Annotated in this window: 15 protein-coding genes; 7 read left to right on the top strand and 8 right to left on the bottom strand. The window is 72.1% G+C overall.

All coding sequences use genetic code 11. The features are described from left to right. Window positions 1-807 precede the first annotated feature (807 nt). From trpD to ABD52_RS30890, 3 genes are all read right to left on the bottom strand, one after another. Complete coding sequence (trpD, locus tag ABD52_RS30900; protein WP_013287697.1) at window positions 808-1,854, bottom strand: anthranilate phosphoribosyltransferase; 1,047 nt, start codon at window positions 1,852-1,854, stop codon at window positions 808-810. Window positions 1,855-1,935: 81 nt separating this feature from the next. Continuing rightward, window positions 1,936-2,334: a hypothetical protein gene (locus tag ABD52_RS30895; protein ID WP_013287696.1), complete on the bottom strand. Its 399-nt coding sequence runs from the start codon at window positions 2,332-2,334 to the stop codon at window positions 1,936-1,938. A gap of 104 nt (window positions 2,335-2,438) precedes the next feature. Next, window positions 2,439-3,374: a cytochrome c oxidase assembly protein gene (locus tag ABD52_RS30890; protein ID WP_235437609.1), complete on the bottom strand. Its 936-nt coding sequence runs from the start codon at window positions 3,372-3,374 to the stop codon at window positions 2,439-2,441. 126 nt (window positions 3,375-3,500) lie between these two features. On the opposite strand from ABD52_RS30890, the gene ABD52_RS30885 reads away from it, so the two are divergent. The 5 genes from ABD52_RS30885 to ABD52_RS30865 all read left to right on the top strand — a co-directional run bounded on the left by ABD52_RS30885 (window position 3,501) and on the right by ABD52_RS30865 (window position 8,669). After that, window positions 3,501-4,100: a heme-copper oxidase subunit III gene (locus ABD52_RS30885; RefSeq protein ID WP_013287694.1), complete on the top strand. Its 600-nt coding sequence runs from the start codon at window positions 3,501-3,503 to the stop codon at window positions 4,098-4,100. A gap of 72 nt (window positions 4,101-4,172) precedes the next feature. Continuing rightward, the gene (locus tag ABD52_RS30880) at window positions 4,173-5,006 is read left to right on the top strand and encodes a cytochrome c (RefSeq protein WP_013287693.1); all 834 of its coding nucleotides are present in this window, start codon (window positions 4,173-4,175) and stop codon (window positions 5,004-5,006) included. Between the two features lie 67 nt (window positions 5,007-5,073). Further along, the gene (locus ABD52_RS30875) at window positions 5,074-6,162 is read left to right on the top strand and encodes a ubiquinol-cytochrome c reductase iron-sulfur subunit (RefSeq protein WP_013287692.1); all 1,089 of its coding nucleotides are present in this window, start codon (window positions 5,074-5,076) and stop codon (window positions 6,160-6,162) included. Then, window positions 6,159-7,790 carry a cytochrome b N-terminal domain-containing protein gene (locus ABD52_RS30870; RefSeq protein ID WP_013287691.1) on the top strand — a complete coding sequence of 544 codons (1,632 nt, stop codon included), beginning with the start codon at window positions 6,159-6,161 and terminating at the stop codon, window positions 7,788-7,790. The genes ABD52_RS30875 and ABD52_RS30870 overlap by 4 nt, the downstream gene beginning before the upstream one ends. Before the next feature lie 210 nt (window positions 7,791-8,000). Further along, window positions 8,001-8,669 carry a DUF4142 domain-containing protein gene (locus tag ABD52_RS30865; protein ID WP_013287690.1) on the top strand — a complete coding sequence of 223 codons (669 nt, stop codon included), beginning with the start codon at window positions 8,001-8,003 and terminating at the stop codon, window positions 8,667-8,669. A 61-nt stretch (window positions 8,670-8,730) separates the two neighbouring features. Here the strand turns inward: ABD52_RS30865 and ABD52_RS30860 are convergent, their stop codons facing one another. The 5 genes from ABD52_RS30860 to ABD52_RS30840 form a co-directional block, all read right to left on the bottom strand. Next, window positions 8,731-9,018, bottom strand: a complete 288-nt coding sequence (locus ABD52_RS30860) for an Lrp/AsnC family transcriptional regulator (RefSeq protein WP_013287689.1) — start codon at window positions 9,016-9,018, stop codon at window positions 8,731-8,733. Between the two features lie 52 nt (window positions 9,019-9,070). Further along, window positions 9,071-9,940 (bottom strand): NTP transferase domain-containing protein, encoded by an 870-nt coding sequence (locus ABD52_RS30855; RefSeq protein WP_047894080.1) that lies wholly within the window; start codon window positions 9,938-9,940, stop codon window positions 9,071-9,073. Then, a complete protein-coding gene (locus tag ABD52_RS30850) occupies window positions 9,937-10,464 on the bottom strand; it encodes an NUDIX hydrolase (RefSeq protein WP_013287687.1) in 528 nt (175 codons plus the stop codon). The genes ABD52_RS30855 and ABD52_RS30850 overlap by 4 nt, the downstream gene beginning before the upstream one ends. A 39-nt stretch (window positions 10,465-10,503) precedes the next feature. After that, entirely contained in the window at window positions 10,504-12,291 is a 1,788-nt protein-coding gene (locus ABD52_RS30845; RefSeq protein WP_047894081.1) for a bifunctional (p)ppGpp synthetase/guanosine-3',5'-bis(diphosphate) 3'-pyrophosphohydrolase, read from the bottom strand. Between the two features lie 129 nt (window positions 12,292-12,420). Then, window positions 12,421-14,175: a DEDD exonuclease domain-containing protein gene (locus tag ABD52_RS30840; protein ID WP_047894079.1), complete on the bottom strand. Its 1,755-nt coding sequence runs from the start codon at window positions 14,173-14,175 to the stop codon at window positions 12,421-12,423. Between the two features lie 127 nt (window positions 14,176-14,302). On the opposite strand from ABD52_RS30840, the gene ABD52_RS30835 reads away from it, so the two are divergent. Together ABD52_RS30835 and ABD52_RS30830 are read left to right on the top strand one after the other, a co-directional pair. Next, the gene (locus ABD52_RS30835; RefSeq protein ID WP_013287684.1) at window positions 14,303-15,700 is read left to right on the top strand and encodes an NYN domain-containing protein; all 1,398 of its coding nucleotides are present in this window, start codon (window positions 14,303-14,305) and stop codon (window positions 15,698-15,700) included. 217 nt (window positions 15,701-15,917) lie between these two features. Next, a complete protein-coding gene (locus ABD52_RS30830; RefSeq protein ID WP_047894078.1) occupies window positions 15,918-16,139 on the top strand; it encodes a hypothetical protein in 222 nt (73 codons plus the stop codon). Window positions 16,140-16,201: the final 62 nt, after the last annotated feature.

Raw genomic sequence — 16,201 nt, 5'->3', positions numbered from 1 at the left:
GCCCACCCCACCTCGCTCCACCTCGCCCGCCCGACAGCCCAACCGTCCGCCGCTCGTGATCAAGGAGTTTGTGTCCCCCACGGTCGCCCCGGTGGACCCAAACTCCTTGATCACCGCTTGGTGGCCGGGGTGGCGAGGGCTCTCCCCGGCCGAACCGGTGATCAAGGGGTTTGTGTCATCGACGGCGCGCGAAAGTGCCTCAAACTCCTTGATCAACGAGGCCGGGCCGGCGCGGGAGCGCACGGTGGCCGGCGCTCGCCTGGGCGGTCGGCGGTGCGCGTAAGGCGTGAGGGCGGGCGTCGGGCCTTCGGGCGTGAGGTGTCGGCCCTGACTCGTCACGGCACCCGGCCTTGAACGCGGACGAACGGTGCGGTGAGCGAGATCTTGGAAGGAAAGGGCCCCTATGAGGGCGCTTTGCTTCCAAGATCTCCCGTGGTCCTGGCAAGTGGAACGGCGCTTCCGGTGAATGGAACGGCCGGCGGGGTGTGCGGCGGCTCGCCAGGCGGGTCTCGCGGAACGTGAACGTGGCGATCACCACTGCCGCGCCGCAACCGGTGCAGATCAGCTCCGGGCAGTCGGCGCCGTGCCCGTCGCCGCACGGCGGCGCCTCGAACAGCACGACGCCCTCGCAGGTGTCACAGTGCAGCTCGCGGTCAGACACGGGAGGCTCCTCTCGCTCCGGGCACCGGCCCAGGCGGTGAGACGCCGGCCGGCGGACCAGAGACCGAAAACGGAAAGACCGAAAACGGAAAATAACTCCCGTGTAGTTTGGCACGCGGGTACGACAACACCCGCGCCAGGCCGCCGTCAGGCGGTGCGCGCCACCTCGAGCCAGCGCTCCAGCGCGGCCGCGGCGGCGCCCGAGTCGACAGCCTCGGCGGCCCGGTCCAGGTTGGCCCGCAGCACCTCGTGCAGATCGCCGTCGAGCGGACCCTGGGTGGCAAGCGCGACAGCGGCGTTGACCAGCACCGCGTCCCGCACCGGGCCGGTCTCACCGGCGAGCAGGCGGCGGACGACGTCGGCGTTGTAGACCGCGTCCCCGCCGCGCAGGTCGGCCAGGGTGGCCCGGGGCACGCCGAGGTCCGTCGCGTCCAGCACGGCCTCGGTGACGCTGCCCTGCTGCGCCACCCAGACCCGGGTGGGGGCGCCGGTGCTGAACTCGTCCAGGCCGTCCTCGCCGCGTACCACGATCGCGGAGTCGCCACGGGCCGCGAAGACGGCGGCCATCACCGGGGCCATCCGCTTGTCGAAGCAGCCCACGGCGCCCGCGCGGGGCCGCGCCGGGTTGGTCAGCGGGCCGAGGAAGTTGAACGCGGTGGGTACGCCGATCTCGCGCCGGACCGGGCCGGTGTGGCGCATGCCGGGGTGGAAGCGGGCGGCGAAGCAGAAGCCGATGCCGGCCTCGGTGACGCAGCGGGCCACCTGCTCCGGTGCCAGGTCGAGGGGTACGCCGAGCTGCTCCAGCACGTCGGCGGTGCCACACGAGGAGGAGGCGGCCCGGTTGCCGTGCTTGACCACGCGGACCCCGGCCCCGGCGACCACCAGCGCCGCCATGGTGGAGATGTTCACCGTGTGCGCGAGGTCTCCGCCGGTGCCGACCACGTCCAGCGCGGTCGCGCGTACGTCCTCGGGCAGGTGCACCGGCACCGCGCGGGTCAGCATGGCCTCGACCAGGCCGCCAAGCTCGGCGGGGGTCTCACCCTTGGTGCGCAGCGCCACGGCGAACCCGGCGATCTGCGCCGGGGTGGCCGAGCCGGCCATGATCTCGCCCATCGCCCACGCGGTGTCGGCGGTGGAGAGCTCCTCGCCGCGCAGCAGCGCGTTGAGCAGAAGCGGCCAGGTCCGTTCGCCCATGGCGGGCCTCCCGAGCGGCGTGAGGAAAGCGGTTGGGGCGCGCCACGGCCGCGTCGCCGTGGCGCGCGAGGACCGGAGGGGTCAGGCCGCGGCGTGGGTGCGGCGCAGCAGCTCCGCCACGGTGCTGCCGGCGACCACCGGGTCCAGCGGGTGGGTCAGCGTGGCGTCGACCTCGGCGTACGCGGCCAGCCAGCGGTCGGCGGCGCGAGCCAGCACCACGCAGGTCGGCGGCGCGTCGTCCCGGTCGTCCTTGATCTGGCGGGCGATGCCGATGCCGCCGCCCGGGGTCGCCTCGCCGTCGAGCAGGAGCAGGTCGATCTCGTAGTCGTCGACCAGCCGGATGCAGGCGTTGTAGTCGTCGGCCTCGACGAACTCGATCTCGATCCCGGGCGCCGGCCGGGTGCCCACGGCGAGCCGCATCCGGTCGCGGACCTTCGGGTCGTCGCTGTAGAGCAGGACGGTGCAAAGACGATCGCTCATCGTGACGTGGCTCCCACCTCGTAGCTGCCCGCTGATCGTAGCGGTCGTCACATCCGGGCCGTCGCCCCGCCCGGCGGGCTCGGGGCGTACCCCGGAACGTGCCGTCAGGTGCTCGCCTCCGCGGCGCGCTGGCGGGCCTCCTGGCGGTCCAGCTCGCGGTCGAGCCGGCGGGCCTCGCGCTCGGACTGCTTGACCCACTGGACGACCAGGACGGCGAGCATGGTGACGCTGACGAACTCGCCGCCGGCCCACAGGATGCCGCCGGCGACCACCTGGTCGTTCCAGGGGTCGGACCAGGACAGGTTGAGCGACGGGTACCAGTCGCCGCCGAACAGCGTGGTGCTCTGCATGATGGTCAGGCCGAGGACGGTGTGGAACGGCACCGAGAGCAGCATGAGCAGCGCGCGCCCCGGGTACGGCCAGCGGCCGGGCAGCGGGTCCAGGCCGAGCAGCGGCCAGAAGAAGACGCAGCCGGTGGCGATGAAGTGCGCGTGGACCAGTTCGTGCGCCCACTCGTGGCGCAGGGTGAACTCGTAGAGGTCGGTGAAGTACAGCGCGAACGGGTTCACCACGAAGATGGCGAACGCCACGAGCGGGAAGCTGTAGATCCGGATCACCTTGCTGTGCACGATCGCGAGCAGCCGCTTGCGGGGCCGCACCGGCAGCGTGCGCAGCGCCAGCGTCACCGGGGCGCCGAGCGCCAGGAAGATCGGCGCGATCATGGACAGCACCATGTGCTGCACCATGTGCACCGAGAGCAGGGCGGTGTCGTACGCGCCGAGGCCGGTGAGCGTGACCAGGGCGATGCCGCCGAGGCCGGGGCCGAGGAACGACACGGTACGGACGACCGGCCAGCGGTCGCCGCGCAGCCGCAGCCGGTGCACCCCGTAGAGGTAGAGGCCGGCGGCCAGGACGATGCCCAGCGTGAGCCAGCTGTCCAGGCGGGTCTCGGTGAGGACCCGGGTCACGGTGAACGGCGGCGGGGCGCCCTCGCCTCCCGCCGCCAGTGTCGCCGGAACAGCCGAGGTGACGGCGCGGATCTGATCGACGTGCAGCACGCTTTTCAGGGTAGGTCAGGCGAAGCGGACCACCACGATCGGGCCACGGAAGGGACCGGTTTGGCACCCCGCTGATCGTCGGTCCCGGTCAGGGGCAATAATGACCGCGTGACTGCGGCCCCAGCCATTGACAAGAGCCGGATCCACTCCCTGACCCGACCCAACATGGTCAGCGTCGGGACGATCGTGTGGCTCTCCAGCGAACTCATGTTCTTCGCGGCGCTGTTCGCGATGTACTTCTCCATCCGCGCGGCGGCGCCGGAGCAGTGGGAGAAGCACACCGAGGTGCTGAACATCCCGTACGCGACCACGTTCACGGTGATCCTGGTGCTCTCCTCGATCACCTGCCAGATCGGCGTGTTCGCGGCCGAGCGCGGTGACGTCCACGCTCTGCGCCGGTGGTTCACGATCACCTTCGTGATGGGTCTGATCTTCGTGCTCGGTCAGCTGAACGAGTACCGGACCCTGGTGCACGAGGGTGTGAAGATCAACGAAGACGGTTACGGGTCGATGTTCTACCTCACCACCGGCTTCCACGGTCTGCACGTGACCGGCGGCCTCATCGCCTTCGTGATCTTCATGATCCGTACCACGATGGGCCGGTTCACCCCCGCCCAGGCGACCTCGGCGATCGTCGTGTCCTACTACTGGCACTTCGTGGACGTCGTGTGGATCGGGCTCTACGCCATGATCTACTGGCTCCAGTGATCTTGGCGCGTCACGAACCGCGCCGCTGCTCCGTCCCCTGAGACAAGGTCCAACCGGTTAAGGACACAGGTCATGACTTCTGACAACGACCGCCGACGCGGTCTGCTCGCGCGGCTGCGCGGGCGGCCCGTAGCGCGCAGCAGGGGCCGCCGCCGGCTGGGTGCCGCGGTCCGGCTGTTCGCCGCGCTGATGCTGGCCGGCGGTGCCTACACCGTCTTCGCCCCCGGCGTGCAGGCGCAGGACAACCCTCCGTTGACCGCCGCAGGCAACGAGGGCAAGGCGCTGTTCGACGTGAGCTGTGTGACCTGTCACGGTCGCAACGCCCAGGGCGTCGAGGGCCGCGGTCCGAGCCTGATCGGCGTCGGAGCGGCCTCGGTCGAGTTCCAGGTCAGCAGCGGTCGCATGCCGATGGCCCGGCAGGAGGCCCAGGCCATGCGCAAGCCGCCGCAGTTCACCGACGAGCAGGTGCGCCAGCTCGGGCAGTACATCCAGGAGCTCGGCGGCGGCCCGGAGGTCCCCAACGGCGACCTGCGTGAGGGCGCCAACCTGTCCACCGGTGGTGAGCTGTTCCGGATCAACTGCTCGCAGTGCCACGCCTTCAGCGGCGGCGGCGGCGCGCTGTCCTCCGGCAAGTACGCGCCGAGCCTGGCGCCGGCCAGCGACCGGCAGATCTACGCCGCGATGCTGAGCGGCCCGCAGAACATGCCGGTGTTCGGCGACAACCAGATCACGCCCGAGGAGAAGGCGGACATCATCGCCTACATCCAGGAGACGCTGAAGCACGACGGCGATCCGGGCGGCTTCAACCTGGGCCGCTACGGCCCGTCGACCGAGGGTCTCGCGATCTTCCTGGTCGGCATCGTCGCGCTGGTCTTCGCGAGCCTGTGGATCGCGGGCAAGTCGTGACCGGACGGATCAATGCTTCCAGTGCTGTGGCGCCGACCCCCGGCGTCACCCGTAGCGAGGTGACGGCATGAGCACCCACACCGAGCACCAGGCCCAGCAGGGCCCGGAGCCGCTCGACGTGAACGACCCCCGGCTCTCCCGGTTCGACATCGTCCAGGAGGGCGCGCGGCGGGACGACATCGAGATCGTCCACTACGAGCCGCAGGTGGTCCCGGGCAGCAAGGCCGAGCGCCGGCTGACCCGCACGGTCGCCCTGATGTTCCTGCTGACCGGCGTCTTCGCGACCGCCTTCCTGGTGGTCTACATCTGGTGGCCGTGGCAGTGGGAGCCGGGTACCGGCGGCGACAAGCTCTACACGCCGCTGCTCGGCGTGACGCTGGGCCTGGCGCTGCTGGGCATCGGTTTCGGCATCCTGACCTGGGGCAAGAAGCTGCTGCCCAAGGAGGTCTCGATCCAGGACCGGCACGACCAGGCCGACGACCCGGAGGGTCGCAAGATCACCGGCGAGACCATGCTCTACCTGGCCGACGAGATGGGCGTCCGTCGCCGGCCGCTGCTCGGCATCTCGCTGCTCGCCGGCCTGGCGCCGGTGGGCGCGGTGGCCGCGGCCCCGCTGATCGGTGGCCTGATCGAGCAGCCGCACAAGAACAACCAGATGTTCACCACCGGCTTCCAGCCGGGCGAGGGCGGCAAGAAGATCCGGCTGATCCGTGAGGACGGCCGCCCGATCCGCCCGGCCGACGTCAGCGTCGGCGGCCAGCTCACCGTGTTCCCGGGCATCGACGGCGGCGTGAGCAACCTGCACGCCGACTCGCCGACCCTGCTCATCCACCTGCGGGAGGACGACGCGCAGAAGTCGCGCGCCGCGAACGAGCGCAAGGGCCACGGCGACTACATGTGGGGCAACTACGTCGCGTTCTCCAAGATCTGCACGCACGCCGGCTGCCCGGCCAGCCTCTACGAGCAGCAGACCAACCGCCTGCTCTGCCCCTGCCACCAGTCGCAGTTCCTCATCACCGACAACGCCAAGCCGATCTTCGGCCCGGCGAACCGGCCGCTGCCGCAGCTGCCGATCGAGGTGGACGAGGAGGGCTTCTTCGTGGCGAAGTCCGACTACACCGAGACCATCGGTCCCGACTTCTGGGAGCGGCCATGAAGCGCCGAAAGTTTGATGCAGCAGCGCTGCCGGCCAAGAGTGCGCGGGCGGTGGACGACCGCTTCCAGGTGGCCACGCCCCTGCGCAAGCTGCTGAACAAGGTCTTCCCCGACCACTGGTCGTTCCTGCTCGGCGAGATCGCGCTGTTCTCGTTCATCGTCCTGCTGCTCACCGGCGTCTTCCTGACGTTCTTCTTCGAGCCGGCGATGACCGAGGTCATCTACAACGGCAGCTACGCGCCGCTGCGGGGCACCCCGATGTCGGCCGCCTACGCCTCCAGCCTGGACATCTCGTTCGATGTCCGGGGTGGTCTGATCATGCGGCAGATGCACCACTGGTCGGCCCTGCTGTTCATGGCCGCCATCGTGGTCCACATGCTGCGGGTCTTCTTCACCGGCGCGTTCCGCAAGCCCCGTGAGACCAACTGGATCATCGGCTCGCTGCTGTTCTGGGTCGGCTTCCTGGCCGGCTTCACCGGCTACTCGCTGCCGGACGACGGCCTGTCCGGCACCGGTCTGCGGATCGCCTCCGCGATCATCCTGTCGATCCCGGTGATCGGCTCCTGGGTCAGCTCGTCGATCTTCGGCGGGGAGTTCCCCGGCACCATCATCATCAGCCGCTTCTTCATCGCCCACGTGCTGCTCGTCCCGGGTCTGCTGGTGGCGCTGATCAGCGTGCACCTCGGCCTGGTGTTCAAGCAGAAGCACACCCAGTGGCCCGGCCCCGGCCGGACCAACTCCAACGTGGTCGGCGAGCGGATGTTCCCGCGCTACGCGCTCAAGCAGGGCGGCTTCTTCATGGTCGTCTTCGGCGTGATCGCGCTGATGGGCGGCATGTTCCAGATCAACCCGATCTGGCTGTTCGGCCCGTACGAGGCGTGGGTGGTCTCGGCGGCCAGCCAGCCCGACTGGTACGTCATGTTCCTCGACGGCTCGACCCGCCTCATGCCGGGCTGGGAGATCCACATCCCGATCGGCAACGGGTACGTCATCCCACCGTTGTTCTGGCCGACTGTGGTGCTACCCGGAATCCTGGTCGGCCTGTCGACGATGTATCCGTTCCTGGAGGCGCGCCGCCTCAAGGACTACAAGCACCACAACCTGCTCCAGCGGCCCCGGGACGTTCCGGCCCGCACCGCCGTGGGCGCCATGGCGCTCGCCTTCTACGTCGTGCTGACCCTCTCCGGCGCCAACGACGTCATCGCGGACAAGTTCCACATCAGCCTGAACGCGATGACCTGGGGTGGCCGGATCGGCCTGCTGATCCTGCCGCCGATCGCGTACTACATCACGTACCGGATCTGCCTGGGTCTGCAGCAGCACGACCGGGAGGTGCTGGCCCACGGCGTGGAGACCGGCATCATCAAGCGGCTGCCCGACGGCCGGTTCGTCGAGGTCCACCAGCCGCTCACCTCGGCCGACGGCCACGACGGTCACCCGCCGGCGCTGGACTACGTCGGCTGGGTGGTGCCGAAGAAGATGAACCGGCTCGGTGCCCTCGGCCCGGCGATCCGGGGCTTCTTCTACCCGATCGAGAAGCCGGCCGAGGCGCCGGTCTCGCCGGGGCACCCGCCGGTCGAGGCCCGGCCGGAGCGGGAGGAGATCGGCAGCGGCGAGAGCCGTCGCTGACCCTCCCCGGTACGACTGACAGTGGCGCCCGCCGGATCTTCCGGCGGGCGCCACTGCCGTTTCCGCACCGGTCGTCCCGTTCCCTCCCGCGTACGGCGGGAGGCCGGTGCGCCGACGGCCGTCGCCCCCGACACGGACGGGTGGAATCGCAGGAATAACCCCGGTCAGCCGGGTATCCGTGCGGTCCGACGTCTCATGGGGGAGGAACGAATGTTGGGAATCAAACGCCTGGGCCTGCTGGCCGCGCTGGTGGTCGTGGGGCTGGCGCCCGCCGCCGCGGCGCAGGCGGCGGCACAGCCGTCGACGCAGGACACGCAGTACCTGCAGGCGGTTCACCAGGTCAACCTGTTCGAGATCACCGCCGGTAACCTGGCCCAGCAGAAGGGTCAGAACCAACAGGTCAAGGACCTGGGCAAGATGTTCGTGACGGACCACACCCAGCTGGACCAGACGGTGCAGTCGACCGCGCAGCAGCTCAACGTGCAGTTGCCGGCCGACCCGACCGCCGACCAGCAGAAGGTCCTGGACAAGCTGAACAACCTCAGCGGGGCCGAGTTCGACAAGGCGTGGGTGACCGCGCAGCTCGCCGGCCACGTCCAGGCGATCCAGGCCACCCAGACCGAGATCTCGCAGGGCTCGGAGCAGTCGGTGGTGCAGATCGCGCAGGACGCGCTGCCGGTCCTCCAGGCGCACTACGACGCGCTCGTGGCCCTGGCCCAGACCCTGGGCGTCCCGGTTCCGCAGACCAGCGCCAGCGGCACGCCCAGCCCGGGCGGCACCACGTCCCCGGGTGGGACCGAGTCGCCGGCTCCGGGCGGCACCGAGACCGAGGAGCCCGCTCCGGGCACCACGGAGACCCCGGTGCCCAGCCAGAGCTGACGTACCGCACGGTCGCCGGTGGCCGGTCCGCCCGCGAGGGCGGGCCGGTCACCGGCTCGTGTCAGTCGGCGTTCGCCAGCCCGATCGCGAACGCCTCCTCCAGGTCGTGCTGCGAGTAGGCGCGGAACGCGATGTGCGACTCGGTGTTGAGCACGCCCGGCACCTTCGAGATGCTGCCGGCGATGACCTGGGCGATCTGCTCGAACTCCCGGACCCGGACCATGGCGATCAGGTCGACGTGCCCGGCCACCGAGTAGACCTCGCTGACGCCGGGCAGGTTGGCCAGGGTCTCGGCCACCTCGGGGATGGAGTCGGTGGCGCAGTCGATCAGCACGATCGCGGTGATCACGGGACGGTTCTCCGTTCGTCGGCGACGAGGCCCATGCTAGAGCCCGCGCCCCTCACCGCGCCGCCGGGACGGTCAGGTCGTCCCCGGCCCGGATCACCTCGCGCAGGCGTTCCCCGGCCGCGACTGTCGCACCAGGCCACACCACCGACCGGTCCACGTCGCCGTGCACCCGCGCGCCCGCGCCGATCACCGAGCCGGTGACCCGGCCGTCCACCGTCGCGGCCGGGTCCACCAGTCCGTCCGGTCCCGCCGCGTGCAGGTTGGCGGCCAGGTAGTCGGCCGGGGTGCCGGTGTCGTAGAACGTCCCCCGGTAGGGCACGACTGTGAGCGCCCCGGCGGCCTCCGCGGGCCGCCACACCGCCCGGACCAGGTCGCCGAACGTGGGTGGCAGGTCGCGGACCAGCCGCCAGGGCAGCAGCGAGAAACCCACGAACTCGTGGCCGTCGAAGGTCCCGGGGGCGTGCGGGTCGTCGGCGGGACGGCCGAGCAGGCGTACGCCGTGCCCGTCCCACCCGTCCAGCAGCGCGGCGATGTCCGGCCCGGGCGGGGCCTGCGGGTCGGCCAGGTACGCGTCGGCGTTGCCGACCAGCACGCCCCGGCCGTCGATCCAGTCCCGCAGCCGGCCCACACCCCCGGCGGTGCCGAGCGGGGCGTCCGGCTCGACCGACAGGTGAGCCCGTCCGCCCACCCGCGAGACCACCTGGTCACCCAGGTAGCAGGCGTTCACCGCGACCCGCTCCGGGCCGGTCAGGCCGAGCCCGGCCAGCCGCGCCAGCGCCCGGTCCAGCAGCGGGACGTTTCCCACCGGGCAGAGCGCCTTCGGCACCCGCTCGGTGAGCGGGCGCAGCCGGGTGCCCTCGCCCGCGGCCAGCACCACCGCGCACACCTCGGCAGCCGGAGTGCCTGCGTACGGGGTGCTCACGCGGCCGGTGGGTGCTCGCCGGCGCGCGGGCCGATGCCGTAGTAGCCGAGCAGATTGGCGGTGGCGCGGCTGAGCCGGGGCAGGTCGTCGAGCGGATGGAAGGCGGCCTCGAACACCTCGGCGCCGTCCACCTTCAGCTCGGTGGTCGACGCCGGCACCTCCGCCTCGAAGACCACGTCGACCCAGCCCTTGGCGTGCACCACCGCGTTCGGCACCGCCGGGCGCAGCGCGTCGGGGGACAGACGGACGCCTGATTCCTCGTACAGCTCGCGGGCGGCGCCGACCACCGGGGCCTCGCCGCGTTGCAGCAGCCCGGCCGGCAGCGTCCAGCTGTACCCGGGCGGCTGGCGCAGCAGCAGGATCCGGCCCGCGCCGGTGGCCTCCGTGTCCTTGACCAGCGTGACCGCGCCGACGATGTACTTCGGTACGGCCAGCCGGACCAGCCGCCGTCGCAGCGGGACCGGAAGCCGGTAGAAGATCTGGTAGCCGAGGGCCCGTCCGGTGGCACGCGCGCGGGGGATCATGCCGTCCAGGCTAGTGGTCCCGGCGCGGACCGGCTCCGTCTACTGCCTGTGGTCGACCAGATCGATCAACTGCTGGACCACGGTGTCCGGCTCGACAGTGCGGTCGAAGACCGCCACCAGCAGCGTCTCCAGGTCGGGGTAGCCCAGTTCCTCGGACAGCCGCAGCAGCGGCAGGTCGCTGGCCAGGCCCCGGCTGTGCTTGCGCAACGCCAGGCCGATCGAGGCCCGGCCGAGCCGGACCTTGTCGGCGATCGAGATGCCCGGCTCGGTGTGCTCGGCGAACCAGCGGTTGATCTGCATCTGGGCGTGCGGGGACTTCACGAAGCCCAGCCACTCCCGGCGCGGGCCGCGCGGGGCCACGTCCGCCTCGAAGCCGCTCTCCGCGTCGTTCTCGGTGAAGATCTCCACCACGTCGCCCTCCTCCAGTTCGGAGGCCAGCGGCGCGAGCCGGCCGTTGATCCGGGCGGCCAGGCAGTGGTCGCCGCGCTCGGTGCCCAGCTCGTACGCGAGGTCGACAGGTGTCGCCCCGGCCGGCAGTACGACCTGCCGCCCGTCGGCCACCACCTGGATCTGCGCCTCGGACAGGTCGCAGCGCAGCGACTCCATGAACTGGGTCGGGTCGACCGTCTCCTGCTCCCAGTCGAGCACCCGGCGCAGCCAGGCCAGCTCGTCCGCCCGGTCGGCGCCCCGGCCCGCGGCCCGGGGGAAGCGGTAGTGGGCGGCCACGCCGTACTCCGCGGAGCGGTGCATCTCGGTGGTGCGGATCAGCACCTCGACCGTGCGGTCCTGCGGGCCGCAGACGCTCGTGTGCAACGACCGGTAGAGGTTGTTCTTCGGGGATGCGATGAAGTCCTTGAACCGGCCCGGCACCGGCCGCCAGAGCCCGTGCACGGCGCCCAGCGCGGCGTAACAGTCGGTCGCCGGACCGTCCACCACGATCGCGATGCGGGGCAGGTCGAACGGGGCGGCGTGGTCGCCGGCGACCGTGTCCTTCCAGATCGAGTAGAGGTGCCGGGGGCGGGGGGAGACGTCGGCGTCGACCCGGTTGCGGCGCAACGCCGCCCGGGTGCGGGCCACCACGTCGGCCAGGTAGGCGTCCCAGCCGGGCCGGTCGTGCACGAACCGGGCGATCCGTGCGTGCTCCTCCGGCCGCAGGTGCAGCAGCACCACGTCGTCCAGCTCGCGTTTGAGCGTCTGGATGCCCAGCCGGTCGCAGAGCGGGACCAGCACCTCCTGGGTCTTGCGGGCGATCCGCTCCCGGGAGGCGGCCGAGCGGACGCCGAGCGTACGCATGTTGTGCAGCCGGTCCGCCAGCTTGATCACCAGCACCCGGACGTCCTTGCCGGCCGCCACGATCATCTTGCGGACGGTCTCCGCCTCGGCGGCCTTGCCGTAGAACGCCTTGTCGAACTTGGTCACGCCGTCGACCAGGTGGGCGACCTCGCGGCCGAAGTCCTCCTGGAGCGCCTGGAGCGTGTAGCGGGTGTCCTCCACCGTGTCGTGCAGCAGCGCGGCGACCAGGGTGATGGTGTCCATGCCGAGGTCGGCGCAGATCTGCGCCACCGCCAGCGGGTGGGTGATGTACGGCTCGCCGCTCTTGCGGAACTGGCCGCGGTGCATGTTCTCGGCGATCGTGTAGGCCCGGCGCAGCACCGAGGCGTCGGCGCTCGCGTGGATGCCACGGTGGGCGCGGACCAGTGTGGTGACCGGGTCGCCGTCGGCCGTCGGCCAGGTGAGCAGGGAACGCAGGCGGCGGGTGAGCGGTAGTTCGCCCTGGGTCGGGAGCGCGCCACCCAGGGCGGCGCCGTGTCCGGCGTCGACGTCCACCTGGGACACCTCCTCACCCCGGCCCTCGGCCACCGGGAACCGGCGACCGGGAGCAGAGCCCGCGAATCGGGCAGGTCTGCACTCCTTTAACAGACTAAGGGAGTCGAGGTAGTCCGATCGGTCAGTTGGTCATGAGCGTTCGGTCGAGAGTTCGGCGGATCCGCCGTTCTCCGCCTTCGTCAGCAGGTCGCGGAAACGCCCCGCGCCGGCCACCGGCGAGGCCCAGCCGTCTGTCGACTCGACCAGCCGGGTCTCCGGTCGTTCCAACCAGGACAGGATCCGCTCGGTCTCCTCGGCGGTCGCGGCCGGCACCGGACCGTGCCGGGGCAGCACCGTCTCGGCGGTGGCGCGGATCGCCGCGATCGTGGGTCGCGGATGGACACCCGGCGGGGACACCCCGGCCCCGGCGAGCCGGCCGTGCCGCACCAGCGCCAGCTCCCAGCCGCCCCGGGCGGCCGGACGGGCGGCGGCCAGCTCGGCGATGCCGGTCAACGCGGCCAGCCGTTGCATCCGGACCGCCGCGCGCAGCACCGCCACCAGCCGGCCGCGGACCACAGCCGCCTCCTCGTACCGCCGGGCGGCCGACAGCACCTCGATGCGGGCGAGCAGCGCGTCCACCACCACTCCGGGGTCGTCGCTGGTGGCGGTGCGGAACGGCGTCGCCGCTGCGTCGTCGTACTCCTCGGGGGTGATCCGGTGCTCGCAGGGCGCCGGGCAGCGACCCAGCTCGGCCAGCGCGCAGGCCGGCATGGTGGTGCGCCGGGAGAGCCGGTGCGTGCACTGCCGCAGCGGCACCGCGTCGTGGAAGCCGGCGGCGGCCAGCTCCGCCGCCTGCCGGGACCGGAACGGCCCCAGGTAGGCCGTGTCGGTGGGCGCGATGTCGCGCACGATCGACAACCGGGGGTACGCCTCGTCGGTGAGCTTCAGCCACACCTGGCGCTCCGGATACTTCGACCTGCGGTTGTACGGCGGCGCGTGCGCCGCGATCAGCCGCAGCTCGCGGACCTCCGCCTCCAGCGAGTGCGCGCACTCGACCGCCTCCACCCGCTCGGCGGCGGCGAGCATCTCGGAGATCCGGGCCCGCTTCTCCGCGGCGGTGAAGTAGCTGCGGACCCGGGTGGCGATGTCGCCGGACGTGCCCACGTAGAGCGGCCGGTCGTCGGCGGCCCGGAAGATGTAGACGCCCGGCACCTTCGGCAGCCCGTCGGCGAGGTGCCGCTTGCGGCGCTGGGTGGGGGTGACCGCGCGGGCGAACTCGATCGCCTCGCCGACCGTGCCGACCCGGTGCCCGCCGAGGCGGCCGATCAGCCCGTGCAGCACGTCGACTGTGGCCTTCGCGTCGTCGAGCGCCCGGTGGGTGGGCTGGGTCGCGGTGCGGAAGTAGGCGGCGAGCGTGCCCAGCTTGCGGTTGGGCACCTCGTCGCGGGTGAGCACCCGCCGGGCCAGCGCGGCCGTGTCCAGCACCCGGGGGTTGGGCCAGCGGTAGCCGTGCTTCGCGCAGGCCGCCTTGAGGAAACCCACGTCGTACGGCGCGTTGTGGGCGACGAGCACGGCGTCGCTGACGAACTCCAGGAAACTCGGCAGCACCTGCTCGATCGGCGGGGCGGGCAGCAGCATGGCCTGGGTGATGCCGGTGAGCACGGTGATGAACGGCGGGATCGGCACGCCCGGGTTGACGAGCGTGGCGAGCACGCCCAGCTCCTCGCCGCCACGGACCTTCACCGCGCCGATCTCGGTGATCCCGCCGCCGTCGGGAGCGCCGCCGGTGGTCTCCAGGTCGACCACCACGAAGGTGGTCGCGTAGAGCGGCAGCGCCGGGTCGACACCGCTGCCCGCCGGGTCCAGGCCGGCCAGCGACTCCTGGACGTACTCCGCTCGTGTCACCCGCGGGACGCTAGCGGCACGGTCCGACACTCCTGTCACTGCCGCCCCAGGAGATACCACGGGGGTACGATGAGAGATCGGCTCACTCACCGGGCGGTGGGCCCGTTCGGGGTGGGAGACTTGCCTCATGCCCCTCACCGAGCCGTACGACGACCACTCCTCCGTGGAGGAGCCGGTGGTCGGCGTGCCCGCCGATGAGGACGCGCCACCCGCGATCGAGCCCGAGCCCGTGCTGCCCGAGCCGGTCCGGCAGCGGATCGTCACGCTGACCGCCGCCGTGCTGCCCGGCCTGCCCGCCGACGAGGTGCCGGTGCCGCTGCGGCGGGTCGCCAAGTTCGCCCCCAACCGCCGCGCCCGCCTCGGCGCGCCCGCGATCGCCGCGCAGCTCACCGCCGACCCGCTGTTCCGGCAGCGGATCACCGCCCGGGTCCTCGCCGACGCCGGTGACCTGGGCGCGGCTGTGGTCGAGGGCACCGCGCCGGCCGCCGCCGACCCGGTCGAGGTGGCCGCCCTGGCCTACCTGGCCCGGCCCCGCGGCTGGCGGGAACTCATCGACGCCAGCGGCGAGGCGGTACGCGCCGAGGCAGACAGCGCGGTAGTGGCCGAACTGGTCCGCGAGGCCGAGCAGCGGGCCGCCCGCGCCGAGCACGACCGCGCGGTGGCCCGGGTCGAGGCGGAGAAGCTGCGCGACGAGCTGGCCCGGGTCCGGGAGGAACTGGGGCAGCTCCGCGAGGAGGCCCGCCAGCTGACCCGTACCCTGCGGGAGACCCAGGCCCGGGAGCGCAAGGCCACCGAGATGCTCGCCACCGAGCGGGGGCGGGCAGCCCGCGCCGCCGCCGACGCGGACGCCGAACTGCGCCGCGCCCGGGCCCGGCTGGCTGAGGCGGAGGCCGCCGCCGGAGTGGCCCGGGCCAGCGCCAAGGAGGCCCGCTCGGTCGACGACGCGCGGCTGTGGCTGCTGCTGGAGACGATCGGCCAGGCCGCCGTGGGGCTGCGCCGCGAGCTGGCGCTCGACCCGGTGGACAAGCTCCCGGCCGACTTCGTCGCCGACGCGTTCGCCGAGCAGCCGGGCACCGCACCGGCCGGCCCGTCGACGCGGGCCCGCGACACCGACGACCCGGCCCGCCTCGACCAGTTGCTCGCGCTGCCCCGGGCGCACCTCGTGGTGGACGGCTACAACGTGACCAAGCGCGGCTTCGGCGAGATGTCCCTGGAGCAGCAGCGCAAGCGGCTCATCACCGGGCTGGGCGGGATCGCCGCGCAGACCGGGGACGAGGTCACAGTCGTCTTCGACGGCGCCGAGCGGATCCACGGCCTGCCACCGGCGCCACGCGGCGTGCGGGTGCTGTTCTCCCGCAAGGGGGAGACCGCCGACGAGTTGATCCGCCGGCTGGTCCGCGCCGAGCCGGCCGGGCGGCCGGTGGTCGTGGTCTCCTCCGACCGGGAGGTGGCCGACGGGGTACGCCGGCACGGCGCGTACCCGCTGGGTGCGGACTCGCTGCTGCGGCGCCTGGCGCGTTCCTGAGCTTCTCCGCGTCGCCTCCCGCCGCTTGATCGACTCCAGTTCGGGGACGTGGCGGGGTCGCGCGCGTGCTGATCGCGCCACTTCGGCGTAGTGGTTCTGTTTCGCGGCGGCTGCTGCCTCGTTGTCCGGTTCTGTCGTACCCGAGCGTTAGCGTCGTGGTGACCGACGGTGGTGGCTCCTTCCCCGGCCGCCACCGGCGACCCGTCAGGAGGCGTTGATGCTGATCGACTGCGACACCTGCGGCAACCGTGGTGTGGGCTGCTCCGGCTGCCTGGTGACCGCCCTGTTCGACCTCGGCCCGGCCGACCTGGGCCCGGCCGAGCACCGGGCGATCGAGGTGTTCGCGCGGGCCGGATTCGACGTGGAGGTGCTGCCGTCCCCACCGGCTGAGACACGGGCACCGGCGCCCCGCCGTGGCGGCCGTCGCCGAATCGCCTGACACCGCCTGCCTGCCCGGGCTCTGTCGACCCTGGGCTCTGTCGGCCGTCCGCTGCCCGCCCC

Origin of the sequence: Micromonospora sp. RV43, assembly GCF_001029515.1 — a bacterium.
Lineage (GTDB): Bacteria > Actinomycetota > Actinomycetes > Mycobacteriales > Micromonosporaceae > Micromonospora > Micromonospora aurantiaca.
This window is presented reverse-complemented; position numbering and strand designations above follow the sequence as displayed.